This is a genomic window from Nonomuraea sp. NPDC049625, assembly GCF_040675285.1.
Lineage (GTDB): Bacteria > Actinomycetota > Actinomycetes > Streptosporangiales > Streptosporangiaceae > Nonomuraea > Nonomuraea angiospora_A.
The window spans coordinates 295,451-322,037 of the sequence record NZ_JBFAOQ010000004.1; the positions used below are offsets into that span (position 1 = coordinate 295,451).

Below are 26,587 nucleotides of genomic sequence, written 5' to 3' on the forward strand. Positions count from 1 at the left end.
CTCTCGACGGCGATGACAATTCCGGTGTGCCTCCCAGACCATGCCCGGCCCGGATGGTGACGTAACAGGGTGATCCAGGACGACTAGCTGTTGACCGGCTTGCCCAGGGCGCTGCCCGCCAGCCAGTCGTCCCACGACTTCGCCCACGGCGTCGGGCCGTTGCCGAAGCGCAGTTTCCGCGACGTCCCCTTGACCTCGATGATGTCGCCTCGCTGCGTGAACTCGTAGAACCAGCGGGCGTTGGCCGGGCTGGCGTTCACGCAGCCGTGGCTGACGTTGCTGTTGCCCTGCGCGCCGGTCGACCAGGGGGCGGCGTGGAAGAACGTGCCGCTGTAGGTCATCCGGACGTTCCACTTGGTGGTGATGCGATATTCGCCCGGCTTGCCGATGGTGGCCGAGTCCATGACGGTCGACGCGGCCTTCTCCTGGGCGATCATGACGCCGGAATAGCTGTCGTCCCCGGGCTTGCCCAGGCTGACCGGGATGGTTTTGACGACCTTGCCGTTCTCCCGCACGACCGCCTGGTGGGTGGCGTTGCTGACCTCGGTGATGTGCTCGTCGCCGACGGTGAACGCCAGGCTGCGGTCCTTCGTGCCCCACAGGTCCCGGCCCGCCCGCAGCCCGGCCAGGTGCGCGACCACCGTGACCTTCTCGCCGACCGGCCAGTACTCGCGCGGCCTGAACTGGACCTCGCGGTCACTCACCCAGCTCCACGCGCCCTCGACCGGCTTCGACATCCGCACCACCAGCGACTTCTCGACCGCGACCCGGTCCTTCTCGGCGGTCACGGGCTGCGAGAGCAGGAGCTGGACGGGCATGCCGACGCCGACCTTCTCGCCGTCCAGCGGGGACATGCCGCTCTCCAGCACCCGCTTCGGCTTGAGCGTGGTGAACGTGGCCTGCGCACTGACGGGCTTGCCGTCCGTGCCGGTCGCCTGCGCGCTCACCGTGTACGCGGTCGAGGGCCGCAACGGCCACGTCGGGTGCCACGTCCCGTCCGCACCGAGGGTCCCGCGCACCTCACGCCCCTTGGCGTCGGCGACGGTCAGCTTGGTGACCTTGCCGTCGGTGGCCTTGACGCTGACCCCGGCGTCCGGGGCCACCTTCTCCGTGCCGTTCGCGGGGGTGATCGACAGCTTGGCCACCGGTCCTTGCTCCTGCGACGTGCCGGGCGCGCCGGGGCCGCCGCCCGAGCCTCCACCCGAGGTGCAGCCGGCGGCCAGGACCAGGGCCGTGGCGAAGGTGCCGACGAGTACGGTCCGGGCGTTCCGCATCGCTAATGCCTCCCACAACCTGACAAATAGGGACATTTCACACTAGACGGTATTTCTATAGCCCGGTCCAGTTCTGCCCCGAACGGCTGCGGACATGCGGTGCGCCCGGACTTCCAGCCGCAGCCCAAGATCGGGTACGGCGACGCCCGGCCCCGGGTGAGCGTGACCCCGAACTCCGGCCAGGTGACGGTGAAAGCCGTGATCGACGACCCGGCCACCCGGCCCAGGGGCTTCGTCGCGAAGGGAGAGCCGCCGCGTGTGAGATTGCCGTGCCATCCGCCCCGGACAATCATGGGGCGGATGGACTACTACCTGATCTCCGGCCCCGACGGGATCCTCGTGGAGGAGTTCGCCCTCCACCAGGATTACACCGCCGCCGGCATCGACAGCGCCGCGTGGAGCCCGGAGGCCGGCAGGTGGTCCGCCTCCCCCGACCTGAGCCGCGAGCTGCGCTCCGACGCCCGGCTCCGCGCGCTGGTGACCCCGATGGGCCGGCGCGCGGCGGCGCAGGCGTACGCGCGGCTCGGCGGGGGCGAGCTGCCCGGGGAGGAGCGGCTGCGCGGGCTCTTCCGGCAGCGCCAGCCCCTGCCCACGACCGCCCCGCTCGACCTGGGCTCGTCGCCGGACGCGCACCGCTACCGCATCCTGTTCGCGGGCGACTTCGACGCGGACGGGCTGGCGAACGCCCGCGCGGCCCTGCGCCTGGAGCCCGCCGACGACCCGCGCGTGGCGGGCCGGGCGTCGGGCGACGGCTTCGCGTGGGAGCTGCGCAGGATCGGCGCGGGCATCGCGTGGTGCGTGGACGTGACCGTACGCCTCGGGAGCGGCCCGGCGGGCGTGCTCGGGGCGCTGCTGGACCACCACCGGCAGGCGATCCGCGAGCAGGGCCTGATTCCGGTCACCGTAGAACGTTTCGCCTGACTGTCACATTTCCCAGCCCTATTCCGTCTTGTCTGTGACGTACCCATCCAGTCATAGGCGGGGTGATGATGAAGGCCAGCTCACTGGCCCAGGCGCTCGACGATCGGATCGGCGGGGCCGGGTTCCTGAAAAAGGCGATGCGGAAGGTCTTTCCCGATCACTGGACGTTCCTGCTGGGCGAGATCGCGCTGTACGCGTTCGTGATCGTCCTGCTCACGGGCGTCTTCCTCACGTTCTTCTTCAAGCCGACCATGGAGGAAGTCGTCTACGACGGCGCCTACGTGCCGCTGCGCGGGGTCCAGATGAGCCAGGCGTACGCCTCCACGCTGGACATCAGCTTCGAGGTGCGCGGCGGCCTGCTGATGCGGCAGATGCACCACTGGGCCACGCTCGTCTTCCTCGGCGCCATCGTCATCCACCTGCTGCGCAACTTCTTCACCGGCGCCTTCCGCAAGCCGCGCGACCTGAACTGGCTGATCGGCGTGGCCCTGTTCGGGCTGGTGATGCTCAACGGGCTGTTCGGATATTCGCTCCCCGACGACCTGCTGTCCGGCGCGGGGCTGCGCATCCTGCACGGGGTCACGATCTCGGTGCCGCTGGTGGGGACGTACCTGGCGATGTTCCTGTTCGGCGGCGAGTTCCCCGGCGCGGACATCATCTCCCGGCTGTTCAGCCTGCACGTGCTGCTGATCCCCGGGCTGCTGCTCGTGCTCCTGCCGCTGCACGCGGTGGTGCTCACGTGGCGCCAGACGCACACCCAGTTCAGGGCCAAGGGGCTGAACGACGGGGTGGTGCGGGGCGCGCCGTTCTTCCCGGCGTTCCTGGCCAAGACGACGGTGTTCTTCCTGTGGGTGCTCGCGGTGGTGGCGGCGCTGGCCACGGTGTTCCAGATCAACCCCATCTGGCTGTACGGCCCGTACGCGCCCAGCACGGTCAGCGCCGGCTCGCAGCCCGACTGGTACATGGGCTTCCTCGAGGGCGCGCTGCGGGTCATGCCGCCGTGGGAGTTCACGGTCTTCGGGCACACGGTGACCATGAGCGTGCTGATCCCGGCCCTGGGGGCGCCCGGCCTGCTGTTCACCGCGCTGGCGGTCTACCCGTTCGTGGAGCGGTGGATCACCCGGGACCACGCGATCCACCACCTGCTGGACCGGCCGCGCGAGGCGCCGGCCCGGGTGGGCCTCGGGGTCGCGGGGATCGTCTACTACGGCGTGCTCTGGCTGGCCGGCGGCAACGACGTGCTCTCCTCGACCTTCCACATCTCGCTGTACGCGACGACGTGGATCTTCCGGGTCCTGGTGGTCGCGGGGCCGGTGCTGGGGTTCGTGATCGCCCGCCGGATCTGCCTCGGGCTGCTGGCGCGCGACCGGCACACGGTGGCGCACGGGGTGGAGACCGGCGTGATCGTGCGCGGCGCGGACGGCGCGTTCACCGAGATCGAACGGCCGGTCACGGACGAGGAGTCCGCGGTGCTCGTGCCGCCCGCGCGGCCCGCGCTCCCGGTGGCGGCCGACGGCGACGTGCCTCCCCCGGCCCGCCGCCGCGTCCACGACGCCGTCCAGCGCTCCTGGTCCCGCTGACGAGGCTCGCTCGCCCTCGGGACAGCCGCAGGCGCCATTCGTGAGGGCGGTGGCGCCGCGGATTCGTCACGGGACGGCGACGGCGGGGATCGTGACCGGGCCGAGGAGCGGGTTGAGCACGTCCGCCTGGGACCGCCCCGGCGGGACGAGCACGTCGAGGGCCTTGGGCACCGTGCCGGGGTCCACCGAGCACAGCGGCCCGGCACCACCCTCGGCGCAGACCCCGAACTGGTACGGCTGCGGCGTCGCCGCGAACCCCCTGGCCTGGTCGGCGCTGAAGCCGTCCTGCCCGGTGAGCACCACGGCGAAGCGCCACCCGGGGCCGGGCGTCCCGAAGACAGCCTTGGGCAGGGCAACCGTGACGGTCCGCGTCGTCCCGGACGAGCGCACGGCCGCGCCCGCCTGGGCCGCGCCCGCGGCCGTCACCCAGACCGGGGCGGCGAACCCCTGCACCTCCACCCGCTGCGACCAGGCGTCCCCCAGGCGGTAGTTGCGCTGCGGGAACGCCGCGTCGCCCGACCGCGTGGCCACGGCCGGGTCCTGCGCGTAGACGTCCAGCAGCTGGGCGCCCAGCTGGTTGCCGAAGGTCGGGGTGAGGTCACGCAGCTCGGCCCGCAGGTAGACGGTCGTCGCGTCCGTGATCACCTGGAACCTGCGCAGGTCGAACGCCCCGGCGTGGAAGTCCCCGGCGGTCGGGTACGCGTACGTGCCGGGCCCGTTGTCGTCGCCTTCCGGGTCGGCCACGTCGAGCACGGTCGTGGCGCCCACGATGTCCCCGACGACCGTGCGCCGGGCGTAAGCGGTGCGGCCATCGGGGGCGGTGGCCGTCACGGTGAGCACGACCTCGCCGAACGAGACCGGCGCCTGGGTGGTGAAGGCGCCGTCCGGCCCGGCGCGTACGGAGACGACCCGGGTGGGCGCGCCGGTGTCGACGGGCGTGGCCGCGACCTCCACCCGCGCCCCCGGTGACGTGCTGCCCTCCACGGTCGCCGACGTGCCCGCGACCGCCGTGCCGTCCGCCGGGGCGGTGACGGTCAGCGGGGCCGCCTGGGGCAGGCCACGGGCGGCATAGCGGAGCCGTACGACGTCCGGCTGCTCGACGGGGCGGGTGGAGCCGAGCGACAGGACGAGCCGGACGACCTGGGCCTGGGCCCAGGTCAGCGGGGACGCCGAGCCCGCCGGGCCGCCGTCGCGGAACCCGATCGAGGCGGTGGCCGGGTCGGCGCCGTACGGCGAGGCGGCCAGGTCCGGGTTCTCCCACGCCTGCTCGGGGATCAGTCCGGTGCCCGACGACATGCCGCGCATGGCCGCCAGCAGCGTGACCGCCGTGCCGGAGTCATGGGTCTGGAGCGCCTGCTCGGCCCGCTCGCCCGCCAGCACCGGCCACAGGTGACCGGAGCCCGTGTTGCCGGTGGGCCAGGGGCGGCCCGACGGCGCGCACGAGGTGGGGTCGGGCTCGTGGCAGTCGCCGTAGCCGTCCTCGGTGCCCGCGGTGTCGGAGCCGTAGCGGTACCAGCCGGGGCCACTCGCCGTCGTACGCCTGAGCGCGCGGTCCACCACCGGCAGGCTGGCCAGCACGTCGGGGTCGTCGGCGGGCAGGATGCCGAGCCGGGTGAGCTCGAGGAAGCCCGCGTCCACCACCCTCCGCTGGTCCTCGGTGGGGCCGCCGTTGCCCAGGTTGTACGACGCGGCCGCGTTCGGGTCGCCGCCGCGTGACAGGCGCAGGAAGTAGCGCGGTGCGTACGGGCCGGTGGTCGTGACCGTCCACGACTTGACCGAGCGGGCGAAGTGGTCGGCCGTGCCCCGGTAGATCCGGGCCCTGGCCTGGTCGCCGGCCCGGGCGGCCAGCTCGCCCGCCGCGACGAGCCCGGCGATCTCGGCCGCGATCGTGGACGGCGAGTGGCCCGACTGCTCCTCCCACCGCTCCACGCCGAACGCGGGCCCGTGCGCCACCAGGAAGTCGGCCGCCGCCCGCACGCGCTCCCACACCCCGGTGAGCCCCGACTGGTAGGCCATCAGGATCGGGTACGCGGTCTCGTCGAGCTGGTCGCCGCCGGAGTCGGGCGCCAGTTTGCCGTTCAGCAGCGAGTTGCGCGGCATCCGGCCGTCGGGCAGTTGCTGACGTTCCAGGAGGAAGCGGGCGGTGTCGCGGGCCGTGGCCACGTCGCCGGCGGCGAGGAAGCCGGTGAACGCCTCGTACAGGTCGCGGGCGAACACCTCGCGGTAGGAGCCGAAGTAGACCGCCTTGCCGCCGACGAGCTCGCCCGCGCCCACCGCCTGCCCCCAGGGGCTGGCCAGTGACGCCACGACCGCGCCGGGGAACGTCTTGTCCTCGCTGGCCTTGAGCACGTTCGCGGACAGCCGGTAGAGGTCGGCGTGCTCGCCCGGCGGCCTGCGCAGGCGCGCGTCGTAGGCGGCCCAGCCGGACTCGTACCGGGCTCGGGTGCTCTCGAACGGCCGGGCGGCGGCCTCGCCCGCGGTCCGCAGCGCCGCGGCCCTGGTCCGCCCGAACCCGAGCGCGAACGTCACCTCGCCCCTCCCGTCGATCGGCAGCCTGGCGGTGGCGACCACGTTGCCGGCGGGGGCCTCGGTGTAGGGGGTGAGCTCGCGGGCGGCGTCGAGCTGGGCGGCGCCGTCGCCGGGCGTGCCCGCGTAGCCGACGCTCGCCTGCGGCAGCCGCCGCTCGGCCCGCAGTGCCAGGTGGGTGGGCACGGCGTAGTCGCGGGCGGGGGCGGAGGTCTCGGTGTTCTCGTCGGAGATCACGGGGGCGCCGGTGGGGCCGTCGACCACGCCGGTGTCGGGACCGCCGTTGGGCTGCCCGCCGCCGCCGTTGCCGTTCACGCTCGCGTCCAGCCGCACGTACAGCCGCAGGCCTGCGGGCTGGAGCCGGGTGCGCACCACCACGGCGTCGCGGTCGGGGTCGGTGACGTAGGTGGTGGTCAGGCGGTAGCGGCCGCTCCTGCTCGCCGAGGTGACGGTGCAGGTCATGCCGGAGCGGTCGGTGCTCACCTGGTACGTGGTGTCGCGGGCCTGCAGTTCGGTGAACGTCCTGCCGTCGGTCACGACGAACTGCATGGTCTCGACGTTCGTGTTGTCGATCGTGGGCTCGTACACGTCGGACAGGACGCCGCCCGCGACGGTGTACCAGACCTTGGACGTCCTGCCGGTGGCCGTGCCCACGCAGTCCTTGCGGGCCAGGCCGAAGTGCGACGGCGTGCCGGGCGCGCCCGGCGCGGGAGCGGCGGCCAGGACGGGATCGAGCGGTACGGCGACCAGCGCGGCGGAGACGAGCAGGGCAAGGACGGACCGTCGGATCGCAGGCATGCGGGACTCCCCTCCAGACCCCCGATGGGTAGAGACAAGACCAGCCCCACCCCCCTGTCAAGCCCATAGGGTCGGTCGCTGCCGGGTTTCGTCATCTGTCATCTGGAAAGCGGTCTCCGGCGAACCAGGAGTGGGCGGCGGTTGTCGTACTCAGTGGAACGATCCCCGCCGGGGTCGTCACTATGGGGAGACGCGCCGGGGGCGGTGCGCGAGGGGGATCGATGGACATCGGTGCGAGGTCATGCCCGCCCTTCCTGGGCGGGGCCAGGCGGGGGACGGCCAGGACGGTCGCCACTGCGGTGCTGGTGGCGATGACCTGCGGCGCGAGCACACTGGCGGCGCCTTCCCAGGCCGCCCACGCGGCTCCACCACCGGCCGCGGCCACGAGCGCGGCGGTATCCGAGGCGTGGGGCGCGGCGGCGGCCGGAGCTCAGGGCGTGGTGGCGATGGCCGCCCCCGACGACAGGGCCGAGGTCCGGCCGCGGCCGCGGCCCCGCGTGGACTGCCGCCGCGTCAAGTGCGTGGCGCTCACGTTCGACGACGGCCCCGGCCCCTACACCGACACGCTGCTGGCCTACCTGGCCGCCTACCACGCCCAGGCCACGTTCTTCGTCGTGGGCAGCAACGTCGTGACGTACCCCAGAGTCCTGCGCCGCACCGTCGCGGCCGGGCACGAGATCGGCAACCACACCTGGTCGCACCCCGACCTGACGAGACTGTCGCCCGCCCGGGTGCGCTCCCAGCTGGGCCGCACCGACCAGGCGATCAGGGCGATCACCGGCATCGTGCCCGGGCTCGTCCGCCCGCCGTACGGGGCGATCAACGCCACCGTGCGCCGCCAGACCGGCCGACCCATGGTGCTGTGGAGCGTGGACACCCTGGACTGGCGCTACCGCAGCAGCGCCACGGTGGCCCGCCGGGCGCTCAGGTCGGTGCGGCCCGGCAGCGTCATCCTGTTCCACGACATCCACCCGACGACCGTGCGGGCCATCCCGCGCGTGCTGCGGAAGCTGGCCGGGCGCGGCTACCGGTTCGTCACCGTCAGCCAGCTGTTCGGCGGCCACCCGCCGCGCCTCGTCTTCAATGCCGCCCCGCCTGACCTGCACTGATCGATCCTTCCGGCCAAGCGTGAACTCTTCTCGCATCCTCCGCGTATCTCCGGGTGTGAGCGGTGATCGCGCTTAGGCGCCGACCAGAAAGGATGCGTCACCGGCAGCAGGGACACCGCGTGGGCCGGCCGGGCTGCCGGCCCGCGCGGGCTGCGGGGGTCCGGCCGGTCAGCGGACCGGGGCGAGGTTCCAGGTGCGGGCGGTCTGGTCGCGGCTGCCGCTGACGGCGACCGGCCGGCCGTCGAGCAGGCCCACCGCCACCGACCAGACGCAGTCGGAGTGCCCGGTGAACGGGCTGCCGAGCGGTCTCCTGGTGTTCAGGTCCCACACGCGTACCGTTCTGTCCTCGCTCCCCGTGACCGCCACGGGCGTGCCGTCGAGGTTGCCCATCGCCACCGACCAGACGACGCCGGTGTGGCCGGTGAGCGGGGTGCCGAGCTGCTTCCAGGCGATCAGGTCCCAGACCCGGACGGTCATGTCCTCGCCGCCGGTGACCACCACGGGCGTGCCGTTCAGGAAGCCCAGCGCCACCGACCGCACCCAGCCGGAGTGGCCGGTCAGCGACCGGCCGAGCTGCTTCCTGGAGGCCAGGTCCCAGACGCGCACGGTCCCGTCGTCGCCGGTGGTGACGGCCACGGTCGTGCCGGCAGCCTGGCCGACGGTGACCGCCCACACCCCGCTCTCGTGGCCGGTCAGCGGGTCGCCGTACTCCTTGGCCGTACGCAGGTCCCAGACGCGGGCGGTGCCGTCGGTGGAGGCGGTGACGGCGACGTGCCGGCCGCCGATCCGGCCGGTCGCCACGCACTTGACGTCACCCTTGTGCCCGGCCAGGACGCGGGACGCGCCGGCGGGGAGGTCCCAGACGCGGGCGGTGTCGTCGTCGCTCGCGGTGACGGCGATCGGCGCGCCGTCGAGCTGGTCGAGGACGACCGATCTGACCCATTCGGTGTGGCCGGCGAGCGGGGGGCCGATCTGCCGGGAGGTGCGGAGGTTCCACAGGCGGGCGGTCTCGTCGTCGGAGCCGGTCAGGGTGACGGGGACGCCGTCGAGGGTGCCCAGGGACACCGCCCGCACATCGTTGGTGTGGCCGGTCAGGGGCTTGCCGAGCTCCGCGCCGAACCGGAGGGCGGCCGCGGCCGGGCGTACCGGATCGCGCTCGCGCGGCCATATCGCCACGGCCACGGCCGCCGCCGCGGCGGCCACTCCGACGGCCAGCACCGCGCGGCGCGGCACCCGGCGGGGCGGCGCGTCCTCGAAGTCGGGCGGCGAGGCGTCGGGCATGGTCAGGGTGTCGTCGCCGGTCAAGGCGCGGACCAGGTCGTCCGCCGTGAGCCGCCGCGCGGGGTTCTTGTCCAGGCACGTGGTCACCAGCGACCGGAGCGACGCGGGCACTCCGGACAGGTCGGGCGGGTCGTACAGGAGCGCGTGCAGCACCGCCGCCACCGACTCCCCGGCGAACGCCCGCCGCCCCGTCGCCGCGAACACCATCGTGGCCGCCCAGCTGAACACGTCGGCCGCAGGGCCCACCTCCCCGCCGCTCACCTGCTCGGGCGCCATGTACCCGGGTGTGCCGAACACCCCGGTCTGCGTGACGGCGTGGTCGAGCGCCCGCGAGATGCCGAAGTCGATGACCACGGGGCCCTCGGGCCCGAGGATGACGTTGCCCGGCTTCAGGTCGCGGTGGACGACTCCGGCGCGGTGGATGGCGGCCAGCGCCGTCGCCGTCGCGACCGCGAGCCGTTCCAGCCCGCCGCCGGTGCGGGGGCCGTCCTTCCTGACGGCGCGTTCGAGGGACTCGCCGCGTACGTACTCGCTCACGATGTACGGCCGGTCGGCCTGCATGCCCATGTCCAGCACCCGCGCGGTGCAGAAGGGGGCGACCCGGCGGGCGAGGTCCACCTGCCGGAAGAACCGCCGCCGCGCCTCGGGATCGTCCGAGAGCCGGGCGTGCAGCACCTTGATCGCGACCTCGTCGCCCGACGGGCTCAGGCCCACGTAGACCACGCCCTGCCCGCCCTCGCCGAGGAACCGGACGAGGCGGTAGGCGGCGATCTGACCGAGGTGATCCCCCGATTGCGGACGCGACACTGCTTCCCTCTTCGAATCGCGCAGGAGCTTCAGCACCGGATACTACGATTCGGAAGGCCCTCATGGATGACCCCGGAGGGCGACATAAATGGACATATTTGCCCTGGTCAGAGAAACGTCATGCGCTGTTTCCCGGTGATTCATCTCCCGGAGAGCGCGGGCGGCCCCGTACCGGACGGGGCCGCCCGCGGCGTCAGGCGAGCAGGCCCGCCAGCGCCAGAACGGGCTCCGGGTGACCGGCCAGGAGCGCGGCGACCTCCCCGCGGCCCGGCGCCGGGGCCTGCCACGAGCCCTCGCAGCCGAGCAGCCCCGCCACCGCGTCACACGCGGCCGGATGTCCCAGGAGCAGCTCGGCCACCGGCCCCGACGCGACCGGCCCTGACCCGACCGGCACTGCGGCCGCCACGGCGGCGGGACGCGCCGTCCACGGCGGCACCCAGCCGTCCACGGCGGCCAGCGTGCCGGGGAACGTGCGCCCGGCCTCGCGGACGAGCACCGGCATCAGCTCGCCCGCCTGGTCCCGCAGCGTCGTGATCAGCTTCGGCAGCCACGGCAGCAGCACCCGGTCGGGCAACTGCCCGAACGCCTTCGAGATCACCTCCACCACGAAGCCCGACAGGGTCGGGACGGGCTCCATGGCCTGCACGAACCCCAGGATGTAGAGCGGGAACGACGGGACGACCAGCGGGTTGGCCAGCAGTTCGTCGCACCGCGCCCGCAGCTCGGCCAGCGGCAGCAGCCCGAGCTGGGTCCGCGCCGCCCACAGCAGCGCCACCTTGTCCGGCGCCTCCGGGTGCGACTGCTGCACGGCCAGCTCCAGCTGGGCCCGGTCGCAGCCCAGCGAGAGCGCGAGGCTCTCCATGGAGAACAGGAACCCCAGCATGGCCGCCACCTGCCGCGCCCCCGTGTCGTCGGACACGAAGGCTGTCGGCAGGAGGGTGCAGTAATGCGCGTATCCGGAGGTCGCGAACTCCTCGCACCAGGCCGGCAGCTCCGGCTCGTGGGCGCGGTAGTAGGACATCAGCCGCCGGATCCTGCGCAGCACCTCGGGCGCGTCGTCCACGCTGCGCTCGGACGCCAGCAGCTCCACGGCCCGCTGCCCCAGCTCGTCGGCGAAGCGGCGGCTGCCGAGGAAGAGCACCGCGTCCTCGACGGCCGCCAGCGCGACGGCCGCCGTGGCCTTGGGGTCCCACACCGAACGGCGCAGCCGCTGCTCCATCACCTGCTCGATGGTGACGCCCTCGTAGCCCAGCTCGATGATCGAGCGCTGGTGCTTGCCGAACGCCAGGTCCCAGCTCTCCTGGATCGAGCGCTCGCCCAGCCCGCGCTCGCCCATGATGGGGCGGACGGCCTCCGACGGCAGCAGGTACCGCAGCATCCACAGCAGGTCGGAGCAGGGCACCAGCTCGGGATTGGCGTTGAGGTCGAGCAGCGCCCGCTGGATCGTGCGCTTCTCCAGGTCGAGCTTGAGCGGCGCGAGCCGGTCGTACACGTCGCGGGCCAGCGGCGGCAGGGCGTCGTAGCCGACCTCGCCGACGCGGTCGCCGCCGAGCATGATCTCGCACAGCCGCCGCACGTCTCGGCGGCCCGGCACGACGTCCTTCTCGATGCAGGTGACGGCCGCGTCCTGGAAGTCGTACGGGGTGGGCCTGGCCCGGTTGCGCATGCCGGCGAGCAGGATCGAGGTCTCGAACACGGCGATGGCGTCGGCGGTGCTGGCCAGGTAGCCGTTGCGGCGGGCCAGCCGGACGATCTCCACGCTCCAGCCGAGCAGCTCGGCCTCGTCCAGCTCGTCGAGCGCGGGCGGCTTCGACAGGAACCCGGTCAGCTGGTCGGCCACCTCGCCCTGGGGGACGGGCGCGGGCAGCTTGGCCACGCGTTTGCGCGCGCCCCTCTGCCCGGCCAGCTGGAACGGGGTCAGCTTGCCGCGGGTCAGCGCCTTGTCCCAGGTCGCCGCCGCGATCGACACGGAGCCGGAGGCCAGCCCGAACTGCGCCTCGATGGCCGAGTGGCTGGACGGGATGAGGCCGTACACCCATTTCGTGCCGGTTCGCGGGGTGATCTCGAACGTCGCCGTGGACTTCAGCCCGAACTGCTCGACGTGGCTGGCGGCGTGGAAGGCGCCGCACACGTACAGGCAGTCGGCCGGGTCGGCGCCCGAGGTGGCCAGGTGCTCGCGCATCCTGGTCCACATGTAGCGCTCGCGGTCCTCGTCCACGGTCCGCCGGCCGCCGTCGCGGTCGAGGCGGCGGAACAGGCTGCCGATCAGCACCATGACCTGGCGGTAGGTGTCGTAGTCGGCACCCGACAGCGGCTGCTCGACGTACTGGTCCCACCACTCGGACCAGTGGCGCACCTTGCCGTGGTGCAGCAGGTGCTCCTCCAGCTCGGCGAAGCGCGGGCGCAGGTCGCCGAGCTCGACGCCCACCGCGTCGCCGTGCAGGCCGGCCTCTTCGGCGTGCTCCTTCTTGCCGGGCTCCTCCTTCGGCGCCCACTGGAAGACGTGGTCCGTCGAGCGGTCGACCAGCACCAGCTCGACGCCGGGGGTCTCCAGCGCGTATGAGATGGCCTGGTACTCGGCGGACGCCTCCGTGATGGGCGCCACCACGCTGAGCGGCGCCCACGACGGCGGGAAGCCGTCGATGTCGGTCGCGAACGCCTGCACCGCCACCGGCAGCCGGCAGTTGCGCAGCTCGGTCAGCAGCGGCCGCAGGTCCTCGCAGAGCTCCAGGTAGATGACCTTCGGCTGCTTCTCGCGCAGCCTGCGCACCATCGCCAGCGCCGAGGCCGGCGAGTGGTGGCAGACCGGGAAGATCTCCAGCTCCTCGCGCAGCGCCCGGTCCACGTCATCCACCAGGCCGGACAGGATGTCCGACACGGCCACGGGACTGCCGGCGAACGCGCCGGCGGCGTCGAGGAGCTGCTCGCGGAGCGCGCCGAACGGGCTCGTCTGGCCGGTCATGAGAGGGTGGCGATGGCCTCGCGGCCGCCCTCGAGGAACTCCGGCCACTCCCCGCCGTCCTTCTTGCTGCGGGGCTCGACGACGCCGTGCCAGTACTTGTTGAGGATCGCGAGGTCCTCGGGGCTGCGCCGGGCCAGCGAGCTGACCAGCGAGCCGGCGAGGGTCTGCGCGCGCAGCACGCGGTCGCCGAAGAAGTTGCTGTGCAGGATGGCGTCCTCCAGCACGCCGATCTGCTCGGCCGTGGACAGCGCCGACTCCAGCTTCTCGTCGTCGCTGGTGGCCGACGCGGCGGCCGAGCGCAGGTCGGCGAAGCTCTGCAGCAGGATGTCCAGCAGCGTCGGCGGCAGGTCGAGCTCGATCTTGTGCCGGCGCAGCAGCTCCTCGGTGCGGAAGCGGACGATCTCCGCCTCGCTCTTCTTGTTCGTCACGACGGGGATGCGGACGAAGTTGAAGCGGCGCTTGAGGGCCGAGGACAGGTCGTTGACGCCCCGGTCGCGGCTGTTGGCGGTGGCGATGATGGAGAAGCCGGGCTGGGCGAAGACGATGTTGTCGTCGTCGAGCTCGGGGATGGAGACGTACTTCTCCGACAGGATCGAGATCAGCGCGTCCTGCACGTCGCTGGTCGAGCGGGTCAGCTCCTCGAAGCGGCCGATCACGCCCGTTTCCATCGCCGTCATGATCGGCGAGGGGATCATCGACTCGCGGGACTGGCCCTTGGCGATGACCATCGAGACGTTCCAGGAGTATTTGATGTGGTCTTCCGTCGTGCCCGCCGTGCCCTGGACCACGAGGGTGGAGTTGCGGCAGATGGCCGCGGACAGCAGCTCGGCCAGCCAGCTCTTGCCGGTGCCCGGGTCGCCGATCAGCAGCAGGCCCCGGTCGGAGGCCAGGGTCACGATGCTGCGCTCGACGAAGCTGCGGTCGCCGAACCACTTCTGGGAGATCTCCCGGTCGAGCCCGTCGGAGCGCTCGGAGCCGAGGATGAACAGCCTGATCATGCGGGGGCTCAGCCGCCACGAGAACGGCTTGGGGCCGTCGTCGATCGACTCCAGCCAGTCGAGCTCCTCCGCGTACTTCACCTCTGCGGGGGCGCGCAGCATGTCGTCACTCATGGGTGAGGTCTCCTAAGCGAGGAAGTTCTTGAGCTCGAGGACGAGCTTCCGGATATGGCCTGAGATCACGGGAGTGCCCAGGTCCTTGAGTTTCTGGCGGTACCACGGGTCGACGCTCGCGTTTCCGGAGCTGTTGACCGAGCCGACGGGGATGAACTTGACCCCCGAGCGGTGGATCGCCTCGAAGTCGTTGATCAGCGATCGGTTGTCGTAGAAGTCGGAGATCCACACCATCACGGTGTTGCGCGGATCGGTGATCTTCGGCCGGCCCAGGGCCATCGCGACCGTGCCGTCGGTGCCGCCGCCGAGCGTGGTGCGCAGCAGCACCTCGAACGGGTCGTGCACCCACGGGGTCAGGTCGATGGCCCGGGTGTCGTACGCGATGAGGTGCACGTCCACCTTGGGCAGCCCGGTGAAGATCGACGCCAGGATGGTGCAGTTGACCATCGCGTCCACCATCGAGCCCGACTGGTCGACGACCACGATCAGGCGGGCCGGGGTGGTGCGGCGGGCGGTCTGCTTGTAGTAGAGCCGGTCGACGTAGAGGCGCTGGTCCTCCGGGCTCCAGTTGGTGAGGTTCTTCCAGATGGTGCGTTCGATGTCGAGGTTGCGGAAGACCCGCTTCGGCGGCACCGACCGGTCGATGACGCCCGCGCTGGTCTTCTCCACCTGGGTACGCAGCACCTCGGCGACCTCGTCCACGAACCTGCGGATCAGCGCCTTGGCGTTGGCCAGCGCGACGCCCGACAGGTTGGACTTGTCACGCAGCAGCTGCTCGATGAGCGACATGCTGGGCGTGAGCTGCCTGGACAGCGCCGGGTCGGCCAGCACCTCGCGCAGGTGCATGCGCTTGACCAGGTCGCCTTCGATGCCCGCCAGGACCGCGGCCACCTCTTCGTCCCCGGGGCTGTGGCGCAGCCCGCCGGGCTCGCTGCCCATGCCGCGCTCGAACCAGCCGGCGTCCTTCTTCCAGCTCTCCAGCCGGCCCGCGGTGACGTTGCCGGTGCCCGTCGAGAACACGTTGAGCAGCAGCTTGGAGACCAGGGCCGCGCGGCGGACCTCGCCGCCGTCCTCGTGCTCCTTCTCGGCCATGAGATCCTGGAGCTCGTCGGCCAGGCCGGGGAAGCGCTGCACGAGGTTGTCGATCGAGACGCCGGGGTCGAGCAGGGCGGCGGGGAGGCCGAGGTCGTCGACGATGGCCACGCTCGCCCGCTCCAGAGTGGGCTGCTCGTCGGCGCCGAACACGCGCGACAGCAGGCGCCAGTAGAGCACCTGGCGCCGGGTCGCGTCGGCGTCCTGCACGCTGTCGGTGTCGTTTGCGGTGTCGGTCATTTCCGCAGCAACCGCCCTGCCCGCTCGCGCAGCACGGCGACCACGTCGCCGGCCTTGGCCTCGGCCTTGACCACCTTGGGGTCGGTGGGGCCCATGGCCCAGTCGCCGTTGTGCGCGGTGACGGCCTTCTTCTTGACCGTGGCCTGCACGGCGAGCGGCTGCAGGAGCCACTGCCCGCCGTCCCAGCGCATCAGGCCGATGCAGGCGGAGGAGGCCGACACCAGCTCGGGCGTGAGCGGCCCGCAGGCCGGCAGCCGGTCTAGGGTCACCGGGAGCGAGCTGCCGCCCAGGTCGAGCGTCTCGTCGCGGATCGTGTAGCCCTCCAGGAAGACGGGCTCCGCGATGCGTACGGGATGGCGGTCGAGCGGCGGGGTCGCCGGGGCCACGGCCTCGGCGAGCTGGACCCGCGCGGTCGCGAACGGGTCGGCCGCCGCGCCGGCGCTCGCCTTGCCGTCGTGCCACACCAGGTCGCCGCCCGGCAGCAATGGCATGTCGGTGAGCTCCAGGCTGAGGTGCCCGGCCAGCGCGCCCATGAGCACGGGGTGGTCGCCCATCAGCCGCCACACGGACGGGCCGGAGATCGTGTCCACCTTCGCGGCCGCCACGCTCGTGCGTACCAGCCGGGAGGGGGCGCCGCCCGCGGGCTCGAGGATGCCGTGGACCTGCACCCGCACCACGGTGGCGTGCTCGTGCACGTCGGCGCCGAGGATCAGCAGCCGCCCCGAGACCGGCTCGGCCGCACCGTGCCACGTGCCCTTCTGGGACAGCAGCAGGGCGCGCGTCCACAGGTCGGCCCACCTGCGCACGGGCAGCCGGTCCATCGTGCCCACCGGGCAGGATGCCCGCAGCTCCGCCGCCAGGCCGTCGAGCAGCACCGCCAGCCCGCGCAGCCCGGGCGTGGCCAGCAGCGCCTCGATGGCCGGATCGGCGGAGGAGACCACGTCGTGGTCGACGCCGCGCCAGCCGGTGATCGCCAGCTCGCGCAGCCAGCCCCGGCACGCGGCCAGCACGCCCGCCGGGTCGCCCGCGTCTCCGGCGGGCTCCCAGGCCGCGCGGGTGCGGCCCAGCGCCGTGTCGAACCGGGCGAGCAGCGCGTCGTGCACCGCGCCGAGCAGCGCGGCCCGCCCGCCGGCCAGCGCCGCCAGGTGCTCGTCGCCGACCGACCCGGCGCTCACCTTCTCCGCCGCCTCGGCCAGCCGGTCGCCGAGCGGGCTGCCGGCCAGCGCGCCCGCCAGGGCGGCCAGCGCCCCGGACGCCTCCTCGCCGAGCCGGGCGAACCCGTGGGTGAGCGCGTCGTCGAACCCCGTCACCAGGTCGAGCGCCTCGCCGGCCCCGGCCGGGGCGTCGCCCTGCAGCTCTCCGAGCTGTACGTCGAGCATCACCGCACCACCCTCGTCGCGGGGAACCAGTGCAGCTCGGCCAGCGGCTCCGTGCTGTCGGGCACCTCCAGGTAGGCCAGGTGGCGCAGGAACCTGCTGAACACCACGGCGGCCGGGGTGCGCTCGACCGGCCCCTTGATGGAGGACATCAGGAACTGGCCCTCCGGCACCTCCACCCCCAGGTAACGGGCCACCCGGTCCAGCCCGTACTGCAGGACCGCCTCGTCGGCCAGCTGGTGGATGTGCTTGCAGGCGTAGCCGTGCAGCGCGCCGCACGGCCGGTTGTTGTTGGTGCTGCAGCTCAAAGCGTGGGTGCCGGCGGTGATGGACGAGACGTAGACCCGTTCGATGTCGGATCCGCTCGACACGACCCCCTGCAACCGCCCGTCGGCCAGCTCGACGAAGGGAACCTTCGCCAGTTTCCTCGGCTCGACAGGCGGCACCACCCGTACCACGCTGTGCTGCTCCCACGCGGCTCTGTCCGCGTCCACGACCTCGAACCCTCCCGCCCCGGCCGGTTCACGGGCGCAGGCGGGAATGCCCGCGCCTTCGCGACCGGCTGATCAATGATCCGGGAACTTACCGGAGCTCACCGACAGACCGGGTCTAAACGATCAAAGCCCAAGGTCCGCGCGGGTTCAGGCCTCCTGGGATAATTGTCGATAATATTGTCAACGAAGCTCAACTACGGGAGGATTCCGTGACCCCTGAGTCCCCGCTGGAGGAGACGCTGACCGACCGGCTCAGAGCGGCCGTGCTCGGCGGGGACTTCGTGCCCAACCAGCGGCTGGTCGAGGCCGACGTGTGCGAGCAGTTCGGGGCCACCCGCGCGGCCGTGCGCGAGACGTTCAGAGAGCTGGCCTCGGAGGGGCTGGTCGAGATCCTACGCAACAAGGGCGCCCGCGTACGGGCGATCTCCAAGGCGGAGGCCATCGAGATCACGGAGGTGCGGATGGTGCTGGAGGGCCTGTCCGCCGCCAAGGCCGCCGAGCGCGTCACCCCTGAGCAGGCCGGTCGGCTGCGGGAGATCGTCGCCGAGATGCGCGCCGCCGTGGAGCGCAACGACCTCGACCGATATTCCGAGCTCAACGCGACGCTGCACGCCAAGGTCCGCGAGATCGCCGCCCACCAGACCTCGGCGTCGATCATCGAACGGCTGGGGGCGCAGGTGATCCGGCACAAGTTCCGCCTGGCCCGGCAGCCGGGGCGGGCGGCGCTGTCGTTGCCGCAGCACGAGCTGATCGTGGCCGCCATCGTCGCCCGCGACCCCGAGGCGGCGCAGACGGCCATGCAGCAACACCTGCGCAGCGTCGCCAAAGCCCTCGAGGCCACCGACTGACGAGCCACCACCACCCCGGAGACCACCAGCCGAGGGGCCACCACCACCCCGGCGGCCACCCAACGGGCCACCATCACCTTGGAGGCCACCGACCGACGGGCCGCCATCACGACCTGCCCGGGGAGGGTGGGACGCCGGTGCGGGTCACCTCTTCCAGGGTGGCGGCCGTGGCGGCGGTCATGGCGTGCGGCACCCCGAGCGACTCCAGCATCCGGGTGGCCGCGTGCATCTCGTGCACCCGGCGCACGCTGTGCTGCCCCGCCCCCGCCAGCAGCCGCACCACGAACCGCTCGTCGGCCGCGGACACCGTCTCCAGCAGGTGCTCCCAGAACCACTCCCCCACCCCCGCCGCCTCGGCGGCGCGCCGGGACTCGATGACGAGCGCGCTCAGCCCCTTCACCAGCACGCTCCGCAGCAGCTTGCGGGCCGCCGCGTCGCCGGGCGAGCCGCCGATCGGCGTCACGTCCATGCCGTGGCGGCCGGCGAAGTCGGCGAAGCGGGCCGCGTCGTCGCCGCTGGCCAGGATGGGGGTCGCCAGGCCCCGCAGCGGGATGGGCGCCATGATCGCGCCGTCCACGGCCGACGCGCCCGCCGACGCCACCAGCTCGGCGATGCGGAGCTTGTCGCCGGGCGCGCTCGTGGACAGGTCGGCGTAGAGCGCGCCGGGCCTGAGGTTGGGGCGCGACTCCTCGCAGGCGGTAAGGCTGTCGGCGCCGGTGGTCACGGCGATGACGACGTCGGCCCCGCGTACGGCCTCGGCGTTGCACGCGACCAGCGGCGGCCCGCCGGACGGCGACGGCGGGTGGGCGGGGTCGTAGACGCGGAGGGGGACCCGCGGCGCGAGGCCGCGGGCGAGGACGTGGCCGACCTCGCCGTAGCCGAGCATCGCCACCTGCATGAGAGAAGCCATATCGTTGACAATATTGTCGAAGTCCACGCTCGACCAGGCATGATGTTGCGCTAGAGGCAGATTGCCGATGAAACTGTTGACAATCTGATCGATCGACTCGTAGCGTCAGCGAGTGACCTCGGCAAAGACCCCCACACTTCTGGTGATCAGCGCCCACGCGGGCGACTTCGTCTGGCGCGCGGGCGGCGCCATCGCGCTCGCGGCCGGCCGCGGCGAGCGGGCCAAGGTGGTCTGTCTCAGCTTCGGCGAGCGCGGCGAGTCCGCGAAGGCGTGGCGCGCCGGCCGCACTCTCGACGAGATCAAGGCGATCCGCCGCGAGGAGGCGCAGAACGCCGCCGCGGCCCTGGGCGCCGAGATCGAGTTCCTCGACGCGGGCGACTATCCCCTGGTGGAGACCCCGGAGCTGGTCGACCGGCTGGTGCGGATCTACCGGGAGGTCGAGCCCGACGTGGTGCTGACGCATCCGCTGGCCGACCCGTACAACGGCGACCACCCCGCCGCGGCCCGCATGGCGTTGCAGGCGCGGGTGCTGGCGCAGGCCGCGGGCTACGACGCGCCGGGCGAGCCGCTCGGCGCGCCGCCCGTGTTCTTCTTCGAGCCGCACCAGCCCGAGCAGTGCGACTTCAAGCCCGACGTGCTGCTCGACATCACCCCGGTGTTCGACAGGAAGCGCAAGGCGATGGAGTGCCTCCCGGCCCAGCAGCACATGTGGGACTACTACACCGACCTCGCCAAGCGCCGCGGGGTGCAGCTGCGCCGCAACGCGGGCCCCAACCTCGGCCTGCCGCACGACACCATGGGCGAGGCCTACATGCGGCTCTACCCGCAGGTGACGGACGTGCTGGCATGAGGCACGTGGTCGTCACCGGCACGCCGCGGGCGAGCCTCGACCGGATCGACACCCTGGCCGCGTACGGCGTCGCGACCGTCCACGAGGCGCTCGGCCGCACCGGCTACCTGGGGCCCGGGCTGCGCCCCGCATGGCCCGGGTGCAGCGCGGGCGGCAACGCGGTCACGGTGCTGTGCTGGCCGGGCGACAACCTGATGATCCACGTCGCGGTCGAGCAGTGCCAGGAGGGCGACGTCCTGGTCGTGACCACGACCTCGCCGTCCACCGACGGGATGTTCGGTGAGCTGCTGGCCACCTCGTTGCGCTCCCGGGGCGTGCGCGGGCTGGTGATCGACGCGGGCGTGCGCGACGTCGCCGGGCTGCGGGCCATGGGCTTCCCGGTGTGGAGCGCGGCCGTCAGCGCCCAGGGCACGGTCAAGGCGACCCCCGGCGCGGTCAACGTGCCCGTCACCGTGGGCGGGCAGCTCGTCCGGCCCGGCGACACTATCCTCGGCGACGACGACGGGGTGCTGGTGGTGCCGCGGGGCGACCTGGAGCGGGGCATCTCCGCCTCCGCCGCCAGGGCCGCGAAGGAGGCGGCGGCCCGCGAGGCGTTCGCCAAGGGCGAGCTGGGGCTCGACCGCTACGGCCTGCGCGAGCGCCTGCCCGGGCTCGGCATCACCTACGTGACGGCCGCCGACTACGGACCGATGTGACGGGCGTGGGCGACGACGACGACCGCCGACCACGGACCGGTGCGACGGGCATGGGCGACGACGACCGCCGACCACGGACCGGTGCGACGAGCATCGGCGGCGACGACGACGACCGCCGACCACGGACCAGCGCGACGAGCATCGGCGACGACGGCGGCGTGCGGTGCATGCTGATGCGCGGCGGCACCTCCAAAGGCGCCTACTTCCTGGCCGACGACCTCCCCGACGATCCCCGCGAGCGCGACGACCTGCTCCTGCGTGTCCTTGGCAGCCCCGACCCGCGCCAGATCGACGGCATCGGCGGCGCCCACCCGCTCACGAGCAAGGTGGCCGTGGTGTCGCCCAGCGCCGATCCCGGCGCGGACCTCGACTACCTCTTCCTCCAGGTCGCGGTGGACGAGCCGGCCGTCTCCGGGCGGCAGAACTGCGGCAACCTGCTCGCCGGCGTCGGCCCGTTCGCCGTGGAGCGCGGCCTCGTCCGTCCGCGAGGCGACGACACCGAGGTCCGCATCCGCCTGGTGAACACCGGCGGCCTCGCCACCGCCCGCTTCCCCACCCCGGGTGGCCGCGTCGACTACCGCGGCGGCACGGCCATCTCCGGTGTTCCGGGCACGGCCGCGGCCGTGGTGCTCGGGTTCGAGGACACCGCCGGCTCGGGCACGGGGCGGCTGCTGCCCACCGGCCGCGAGGTGGACGTGATCGACGGGATCGAGGTGACCTGCGTCGACAACGGCATGCCGGTCGTCGTGGCGGCCGCGGAGGACCTCGGCATCACCGGCTACGAGCGGTACGAGACGCTCGCGGCCGACGCCGGGCTCCGCGAGCGCGTGCAGTCGCTGCGCGTTCAGGCGGGCAAGCTCATGGGGCTCGGCGACGTCACCGGCGAGGCCGTGCCCAAGACCACTCTGGTCGCGCCGCCCCGCGACGGCGGCGCGCTGTGCACCCGCACGTTCATCCCGGTCCGGCCGCACACCGCGATCGGGGTGCTCGGCGCGGTCAGCGTCGTCACCGCCGCGCTGCTCCCGCACGGCGTGGCCCGGCGCTTCGCCCGGCTCCCCGGGGGCGCCCGCGTGGACGTCGAGCACCCCACCGGCCATCTGGAGGTCGAGGTGGAGCTCGACCTGTCCACCAGCCCGCCGACCGCGGTGCGGGCGGCGAACGTACGCACCGCGCGCAAGCTCTTCGACGGCACGGTCTTCCCCCGCCCCCAAGGTTGAGATGCCGCCCGACGTGGAGATACCGCCCGACGTGGAGATGGCCGCAAGATCGAGATGCCGCCCGAGGCCGAGATGCCGCCCAAGGTCGAGATGCCGCCCGAGGTTGAGATGCCGCCCGAGGTTGAGATGCCGCCCGAGGTTGAGATGAACGCTCTGCTGCACGACATCGCCCACCTCGGCCACGTCGAGCTGCTCACTCCCGAGCCGGGGCGGAGCCTGTGGTTCTTCACCGAGGTCCTCGGCATGACGGCCGCCGGGCAGGACGGCGACTCGGTCCACCTGCGCACGTACGACGACTACGAGCACCACAGCCTCACGCTGACGGCCCACCGCACCTCGGGCATCGGCTCGACCGGACTGCGGGCGAGCAGCCAGGAGGCTCTGGAGCGCCGGGTGCGCGCGATCAAGGACGCCGGGCTGGGCATCGGCTGGCGCGACGGCGCCCCGGGCCGCGGCCCGACGTACGCCTTCCGCGACCCCGACGGCCACGAGCTGCGCCTCTACTGGGAGTCGCAGTGGTACGAGGCGCCCGAGGAGCTGCGTCCCGCGCTGAAGAACCAGCCGCAGGCGTTCCCCGGCCGCGGGGTGGGCGTGCGCCGCCTCGACCACGTCAACTTCCTGGCCGCCGAGGCCGCGACCGCCGGGGCCTTCGTGCGCGACGTGCTCGGCGCCCGGGTGACCGAGCAGATCATGCTGGACAGCGGCCGGATCTCCGCCCAATGGCTGCACTTCGCGAACAAGTCCTACGACCTCGTCTACACCGACGACTGGTCGGGCGCCTCGGGCCGGCTGCACCACCTCGCGTTCGCCACGAACACCCGCGAGGACATCCTGCGGGCCGCCGACCTCTGCCTGGACAGCGGCGTGTTCATCGAGACCGGCCCGCACAAGCACGCCATCCAGCAGACCTTCTTCCTGTACGTCTACGAGCCCGGCGGCAACCGCGTCGAGCTGTGCAACCCGCTGACCAGACTCATCCTGGCGCCCGACTGGCGGACGGTCACGTGGACGGAGGCCGAGCGGGCCAAGGGCCAGGCGTGGGGGCTGAAGACCATCGCCTCCTTCCACACGCACGGCACCCCGCCCATCCCCCCCGGATGATGCTCAGCGGTGCACGATCAGCCAGGTGGCGACGGCGGTGACGGTGCCGGAGCGGTTGCCGATGATGTGCGGCCGGCTGCACGGGAAGGTGATCGAGTCGCCCTTGGACAGGGTGATGACCTCCGACTCGAACTCGATGGTCAGCTCCCCCTCCGTGACCGTGCCCACCTCGTACCCCTCGTGCTTGAGGAACTGCCCGTGCGCCGTGGAGACGGCGTTCGGCGGGTAGGTGGACTCGAAGAACTCCACGTCCGGCGTCGGCCCCGGTGACAGTCGGCGGAACGTCACTCCCCCGCTGAGCTGTATCGGTGCGACCTCCCAGGCCCGCCTGATCGCGAAGCCGGGCGACGCGGAGCTCGTGCGGGGCTCCTCCTGCGCGTCGAAGACGGCCGCCAGGGGCACCCCGATGGCGGAGACGTACGCGATGAGCCGGCTCACCGAGGGGCGCATCGTCCCCCGTTCGATCTGCGACACCGCGCTGGCCGAGATGCCCAGCTCGCGCGCCACCGCCCGCAGCGACTTCCCCGAGCGGGTGCGCAGCTCGCGGAGCCGCTGACCGAGGCGCTCGTTGCCGACCGCTTCCAGGTCAGTTCGGCTGTCCATCGTCTCCGTCACACGGGATTAACACAGGCGCAATCATCACCCGGCCGTCAAGGCATACATTAACAAGAGGTGTTAAGTGGTCACTTAACACTCGGATGCAGGTCACCCCCCAAGGATGCCGCACATGACAGAGCCCACCGTCTCGGTAACGCAGTCCCCTCCCTACGACCCGCGGCTGACGAACGAGGACCTCGCGCCGCTGCGCGAGCAGACCTGGTCGTCGTACAACATCGTCGCCTTCTGGATGTCCGACGTGCACAGCGTCGGCGGCTACGTCACCGCGGGCAGCCTGTTCGCGCTCGGGCTGGCGAGCTGGCAGGTGCTCTTCGCGCTGCTGGCCGGCATCGTCATCGTCAACGTCTTCTGCAACCTGGTGGCCAAGCCCAGCCAGGTCACCGGGGTGCCGTACCCGGTGATCAACCGCGCCGTCTTCGGCGTGCTCGGCGCGAACATCCCCGCCATCGTGCGCGGCGCCATCGCCATCGCGTGGTACGGCGTGCAGACGTACCTGGCCTCGCAGTCGCTCATCATCGTCTTCCTCAAGTTCTGGCCGGCCACCGCCGCGCTGAACGAGCCGAGCTTCCTCGGCCTGTCCGCGCTCGGGTACATCTGCTACGCGATCCTGTGGGTCGCGCAGGCGGCGGTGTTCTGGCGGGGCATGGACGCGATCCGGCGGTTCGTGGACTGGGCCGGGCCTGCGGTGTACGTGGTCATGGTCGTGCTGGCCATCTACCTGGTGAGCAAGGCAGGCTGGGAGAACATCAGCCTGGACCTGTCGCAGGGCGACAGCCTCGGGTTCGGCGAGTCGATCCCGGTCATGCTGAGCGCGATCGCCCTGGTCGTGTCGTACTTCTCCGGGCCGATGCTGAATTTCGGCGATTTTTCGAGGTACGGCCGGTCATTCCGGGCGGTGAAGCAGGGCAACCTCCTCGGCCTGCCGGTCAACTTCCTGTTCTTCTCGATTCTGACGGTCATCACCGCCTCGGCCACGGTCCCCGTCTTCGGCGAGCTCATCACCGACCCGATCCACACCGTGCAGCGCATCGACACGCCGTTCGCGATCCTCCTCGGCGGCCTGACCTTCGTGATCGCGACCGTGGGCATCAACATCGTCGCGAACTTCATCTCGCCCGCGTTCGACTTCTCCAACGTCAACCCGCAGCGGATCAGCTGGCGCACCGGCGGGATGATCGCGGCGGTCGGCTCGGTGCTGCTCACGCCGTGGAACTGGTACGGCAACCCCGACGCCATCCACTACACCCTCGGCCTGCTCGGCGCGCTGATCGGCCCGCTATTCGGGATCCTCATCGCGGGCTTCTACGTGTGCGCGCGGCAGCGGGTGGCGGTGGACGACCTGTTCAGCCTCGATCAGTCCGGCCGCTACTGGTTCAGCAAGGGTTACAACCCCAACGCGATCTGGGCCACCGTCGCGAGCGGCGTGCCCGCCATCGCCTCCGTGCTCGTGCCCAAGATGCTGCTCGACCTCGGAGTCACGACGGCCGACCTGTCGTGGATCGCCGACTACAGCTGGTTCATCGGCTGCGGGCTGGGCTTCGTGGCGCTGGTGGCCCTGGAGCGGCGCGTGCCAAGGATCGCCGCGGCATGACGTACCGCATCAAAGTGATCAACCCGAACACCGCCCTGGCCATGACCGAGTCCATCGGTCGATGCGCCAGGGCGGTGGCGTCGCCGGGCACCGTCGTCACGGCCGTCAGCCCGAATATGGGGCCGGAGTCGATCGAGAGCCACTACGACGAGGCGCTCGCCGTGCCGGGGGTGCTGGCCGAGGTCGCGGCGGGCGAGCACGACGGCGTGGACGGGTACGTGATCGCCTGCTTCGGCGACCCGGGCCTGGACGCGGCCCGCGAGCTGGCCATCGGCCCCGTGGTCGGGATCGCGGAGGCCGCCATGCACGCCGCCACCCTGGTCGGGCGCTCGTTCAGCGTGGTCACGACCCTGTCCAGGACCGTGGGCCGGGCCTGGGAACTGGCCCACCGGTACGGCTTCGCCGCCGCCTGCCGAGGCGTGTACGCCTGCGACATCCCGGTGCTCGACCTGGAGAAACCGGCCGCCCGCAGGACCGTGTCCGAGCTGTGCGCCGCGGCGGTAGAGCGCGACGGGAGCGACTCGGTGGTGCTCGGCTGCGCGGGCATGGCGTCGTTCTGCGCCGAGGTGTCGCGCGAGACGGGCGTGCCGGTGATCGACGGGGTGACGGCGGCGACCAAGCTCGTCGAGTCGCTGGTGTCGCTCGGGCTGCGGACGAGCACGCGCGGCGAGTACGCCCCGCCGCCGTCGAAGCGGTACTCAGGTTTACTCCGGGATTTCACTCATTGACGCCTCCACAGGCAGAGGCTAACGTCGTCTCATAACTTAAAGGAAACTTTCCTAATAGTTTCCTGACATCCCACCCCTCGTACACCCCCAACCGGATGTCGGAGAGTCATGAGACACAGCGTCCTGAGCAAGATCCTGGTGGCGTTACTGCTGCCCCTCACCGCCGTGGCGGTCGCCCCGCCGCCGGTCTCCGCCTCGGCATACGCCGCCCTCGCCGAGTGGGCCCCGTGGACGGCGTACACGGCGGGCACGCACGTCACGTACAACGGCGTCGAGTACGAGTGCATCCAGAGCCACACCTCCCAGCCCGGCTGGGAGCCCCCGAACGTGCCCGCTCTGTGGAAGCCCTCGACCGGCGGCGGCACCGACACCACCGCCCCGTCGGTGCCCGGCAACCTGCGCTCGACCGGTGTGACCGCCAGCAGCGTCTCCCTGGCCTGGGACGCCTCCACCGACA

The 26,587-nt window shown here is 72.2% G+C and carries 21 protein-coding genes; 11 read left to right on the forward strand and 10 right to left on the reverse strand.

What is annotated here, in order from left to right; all coding sequences use genetic code 11:
* Positions 1–83: 83 nt before the first annotated feature.
* Positions 84–1,274, reverse strand: a complete 1,191-nt coding sequence (locus AB0J87_RS19750) for an Ig-like domain-containing protein (protein ID WP_363967043.1) — start codon at positions 1,272–1,274, stop codon at positions 84–86.
* 99 nt (positions 1,275–1,373) lie between these two features.
* On the opposite strand from AB0J87_RS19750, the gene AB0J87_RS19755 reads away from it, so the two are divergent.
* Positions 1,374–2,195: a hypothetical protein gene (locus AB0J87_RS19755; protein ID WP_363967045.1), complete on the forward strand. Its 822-nt coding sequence runs from the start codon at positions 1,374–1,376 to the stop codon at positions 2,193–2,195.
* Positions 2,196–2,260: 65 nt separating this feature from the next.
* A complete protein-coding gene (locus tag AB0J87_RS19760) occupies positions 2,261–3,775 on the forward strand; it encodes a cytochrome b N-terminal domain-containing protein (protein ID WP_350736812.1) in 1,515 nt (504 codons plus the stop codon).
* Positions 3,776–3,841: 66 nt separating this feature from the next.
* On the opposite strand, the gene AB0J87_RS19765 is transcribed toward AB0J87_RS19760, so the two are convergent.
* Entirely contained in the window at positions 3,842–7,099 is a 3,258-nt protein-coding gene (locus AB0J87_RS19765; RefSeq protein ID WP_363967047.1) for a glucodextranase DOMON-like domain-containing protein, read from the reverse strand.
* 221 nt (positions 7,100–7,320) lie between these two features.
* Here AB0J87_RS19765 and AB0J87_RS19770 point away from each other — a divergent pair, with 221 nt between their 5' ends.
* Positions 7,321–8,208, forward strand: coding sequence for a polysaccharide deacetylase family protein (locus AB0J87_RS19770; RefSeq protein ID WP_363967049.1), 888 nt, complete (start codon positions 7,321–7,323; stop codon positions 8,206–8,208).
* Positions 8,209–8,376: 168 nt separating this feature from the next.
* Here the strand turns inward: AB0J87_RS19770 and AB0J87_RS19775 are convergent, their stop codons facing one another.
* From AB0J87_RS19775 to AB0J87_RS19800, 6 genes are all read right to left on the reverse strand, one after another.
* Complete coding sequence (locus AB0J87_RS19775; protein WP_363967053.1) at positions 8,377–10,296, reverse strand: serine/threonine-protein kinase; 1,920 nt, start codon at positions 10,294–10,296, stop codon at positions 8,377–8,379.
* Between the two features lie 193 nt (positions 10,297–10,489).
* Positions 10,490–13,258, reverse strand: coding sequence for a DUF5682 family protein (locus AB0J87_RS19780; RefSeq protein WP_363967055.1), 2,769 nt, complete (start codon positions 13,256–13,258; stop codon positions 10,490–10,492).
* Positions 13,255–14,370 carry an AAA family ATPase gene (locus AB0J87_RS19785; RefSeq protein WP_363967057.1) on the reverse strand — a complete coding sequence of 372 codons (1,116 nt, stop codon included), beginning with the start codon at positions 14,368–14,370 and terminating at the stop codon, positions 13,255–13,257. The genes AB0J87_RS19780 and AB0J87_RS19785 overlap by 4 nt, the downstream gene beginning before the upstream one ends.
* Positions 14,371–14,382: 12 nt before the next feature.
* Positions 14,383–15,702 (reverse strand): VWA domain-containing protein, encoded by a 1,320-nt coding sequence (locus AB0J87_RS19790; protein WP_363967059.1) that lies wholly within the window; start codon positions 15,700–15,702, stop codon positions 14,383–14,385.
* Complete coding sequence (locus AB0J87_RS19795; RefSeq protein ID WP_363967061.1) at positions 15,699–17,081, reverse strand: hypothetical protein; 1,383 nt, start codon at positions 17,079–17,081, stop codon at positions 15,699–15,701. Before AB0J87_RS19795 ends, AB0J87_RS19790 begins: the two co-directional genes overlap by 4 nt.
* Positions 17,081–17,572 (reverse strand): hypothetical protein, encoded by a 492-nt coding sequence (locus tag AB0J87_RS19800; protein ID WP_363967063.1) that lies wholly within the window; start codon positions 17,570–17,572, stop codon positions 17,081–17,083. Before AB0J87_RS19800 ends, AB0J87_RS19795 begins: the two co-directional genes overlap by 1 nt.
* 209 nt (positions 17,573–17,781) lie before the next feature.
* On the opposite strand from AB0J87_RS19800, the gene AB0J87_RS19805 reads away from it, so the two are divergent.
* Positions 17,782–18,420 carry a GntR family transcriptional regulator gene (locus AB0J87_RS19805; protein ID WP_350736787.1) on the forward strand — a complete coding sequence of 213 codons (639 nt, stop codon included), beginning with the start codon at positions 17,782–17,784 and terminating at the stop codon, positions 18,418–18,420.
* A gap of 106 nt (positions 18,421–18,526) precedes the next feature.
* On the opposite strand, the gene AB0J87_RS19810 is transcribed toward AB0J87_RS19805, so the two are convergent.
* Entirely contained in the window at positions 18,527–19,330 is an 804-nt protein-coding gene (locus AB0J87_RS19810; RefSeq protein WP_363967065.1) for a DUF1932 domain-containing protein, read from the reverse strand.
* Between the two features lie 112 nt (positions 19,331–19,442).
* On the opposite strand from AB0J87_RS19810, the gene AB0J87_RS19815 reads away from it, so the two are divergent.
* Genes AB0J87_RS19815 through AB0J87_RS19830 form a run of 4 tightly spaced genes read left to right on the forward strand, consistent with a single transcriptional unit; the run spans position 19,443 to position 23,193 of the window.
* Positions 19,443–20,180, forward strand: a complete 738-nt coding sequence (locus AB0J87_RS19815) for a PIG-L deacetylase family protein (protein ID WP_363967067.1) — start codon at positions 19,443–19,445, stop codon at positions 20,178–20,180.
* The gene (locus tag AB0J87_RS19820; RefSeq protein WP_363967069.1) at positions 20,177–20,875 is read left to right on the forward strand and encodes a 4-carboxy-4-hydroxy-2-oxoadipate aldolase/oxaloacetate decarboxylase; all 699 of its coding nucleotides are present in this window, start codon (positions 20,177–20,179) and stop codon (positions 20,873–20,875) included. Before AB0J87_RS19815 ends, AB0J87_RS19820 begins: the two co-directional genes overlap by 4 nt.
* 5 nt (positions 20,876–20,880) lie before the next feature.
* The gene (locus AB0J87_RS19825; protein ID WP_363967071.1) at positions 20,881–22,092 is read left to right on the forward strand and encodes a 4-oxalomesaconate tautomerase; all 1,212 of its coding nucleotides are present in this window, start codon (positions 20,881–20,883) and stop codon (positions 22,090–22,092) included.
* A 54-nt stretch (positions 22,093–22,146) separates the two neighbouring features.
* Positions 22,147–23,193, forward strand: a complete 1,047-nt coding sequence (locus tag AB0J87_RS19830; protein WP_363967073.1) for a VOC family protein — start codon at positions 22,147–22,149, stop codon at positions 23,191–23,193.
* A gap of 3 nt (positions 23,194–23,196) precedes the next feature.
* Here AB0J87_RS19830 and AB0J87_RS19835 read toward each other — a convergent pair whose 3' ends face one another.
* Entirely contained in the window at positions 23,197–23,796 is a 600-nt protein-coding gene (locus AB0J87_RS19835) for a helix-turn-helix domain-containing protein (RefSeq protein ID WP_363967075.1), read from the reverse strand.
* 124 nt (positions 23,797–23,920) lie between these two features.
* Between AB0J87_RS19835 and AB0J87_RS19840 the strand changes: the two genes are divergently transcribed.
* The 3 genes from AB0J87_RS19840 to AB0J87_RS19850 all read left to right on the forward strand — a co-directional run.
* On the forward strand, positions 23,921–25,402 hold the full coding sequence (locus tag AB0J87_RS19840; RefSeq protein WP_363967077.1) for an NCS1 family nucleobase:cation symporter-1: 1,482 nt from the start codon (positions 23,921–23,923) through the stop codon (positions 25,400–25,402).
* Complete coding sequence (locus AB0J87_RS19845; RefSeq protein WP_363967079.1) at positions 25,399–26,130, forward strand: aspartate/glutamate racemase family protein; 732 nt, start codon at positions 25,399–25,401, stop codon at positions 26,128–26,130. The genes AB0J87_RS19840 and AB0J87_RS19845 overlap by 4 nt, the downstream gene beginning before the upstream one ends.
* A 108-nt stretch (positions 26,131–26,238) precedes the next feature.
* A partial coding sequence (locus tag AB0J87_RS19850) for a carbohydrate-binding protein (protein WP_363967081.1) occupies positions 26,239–26,587 on the forward strand: 349 nt, incomplete at its 3' end.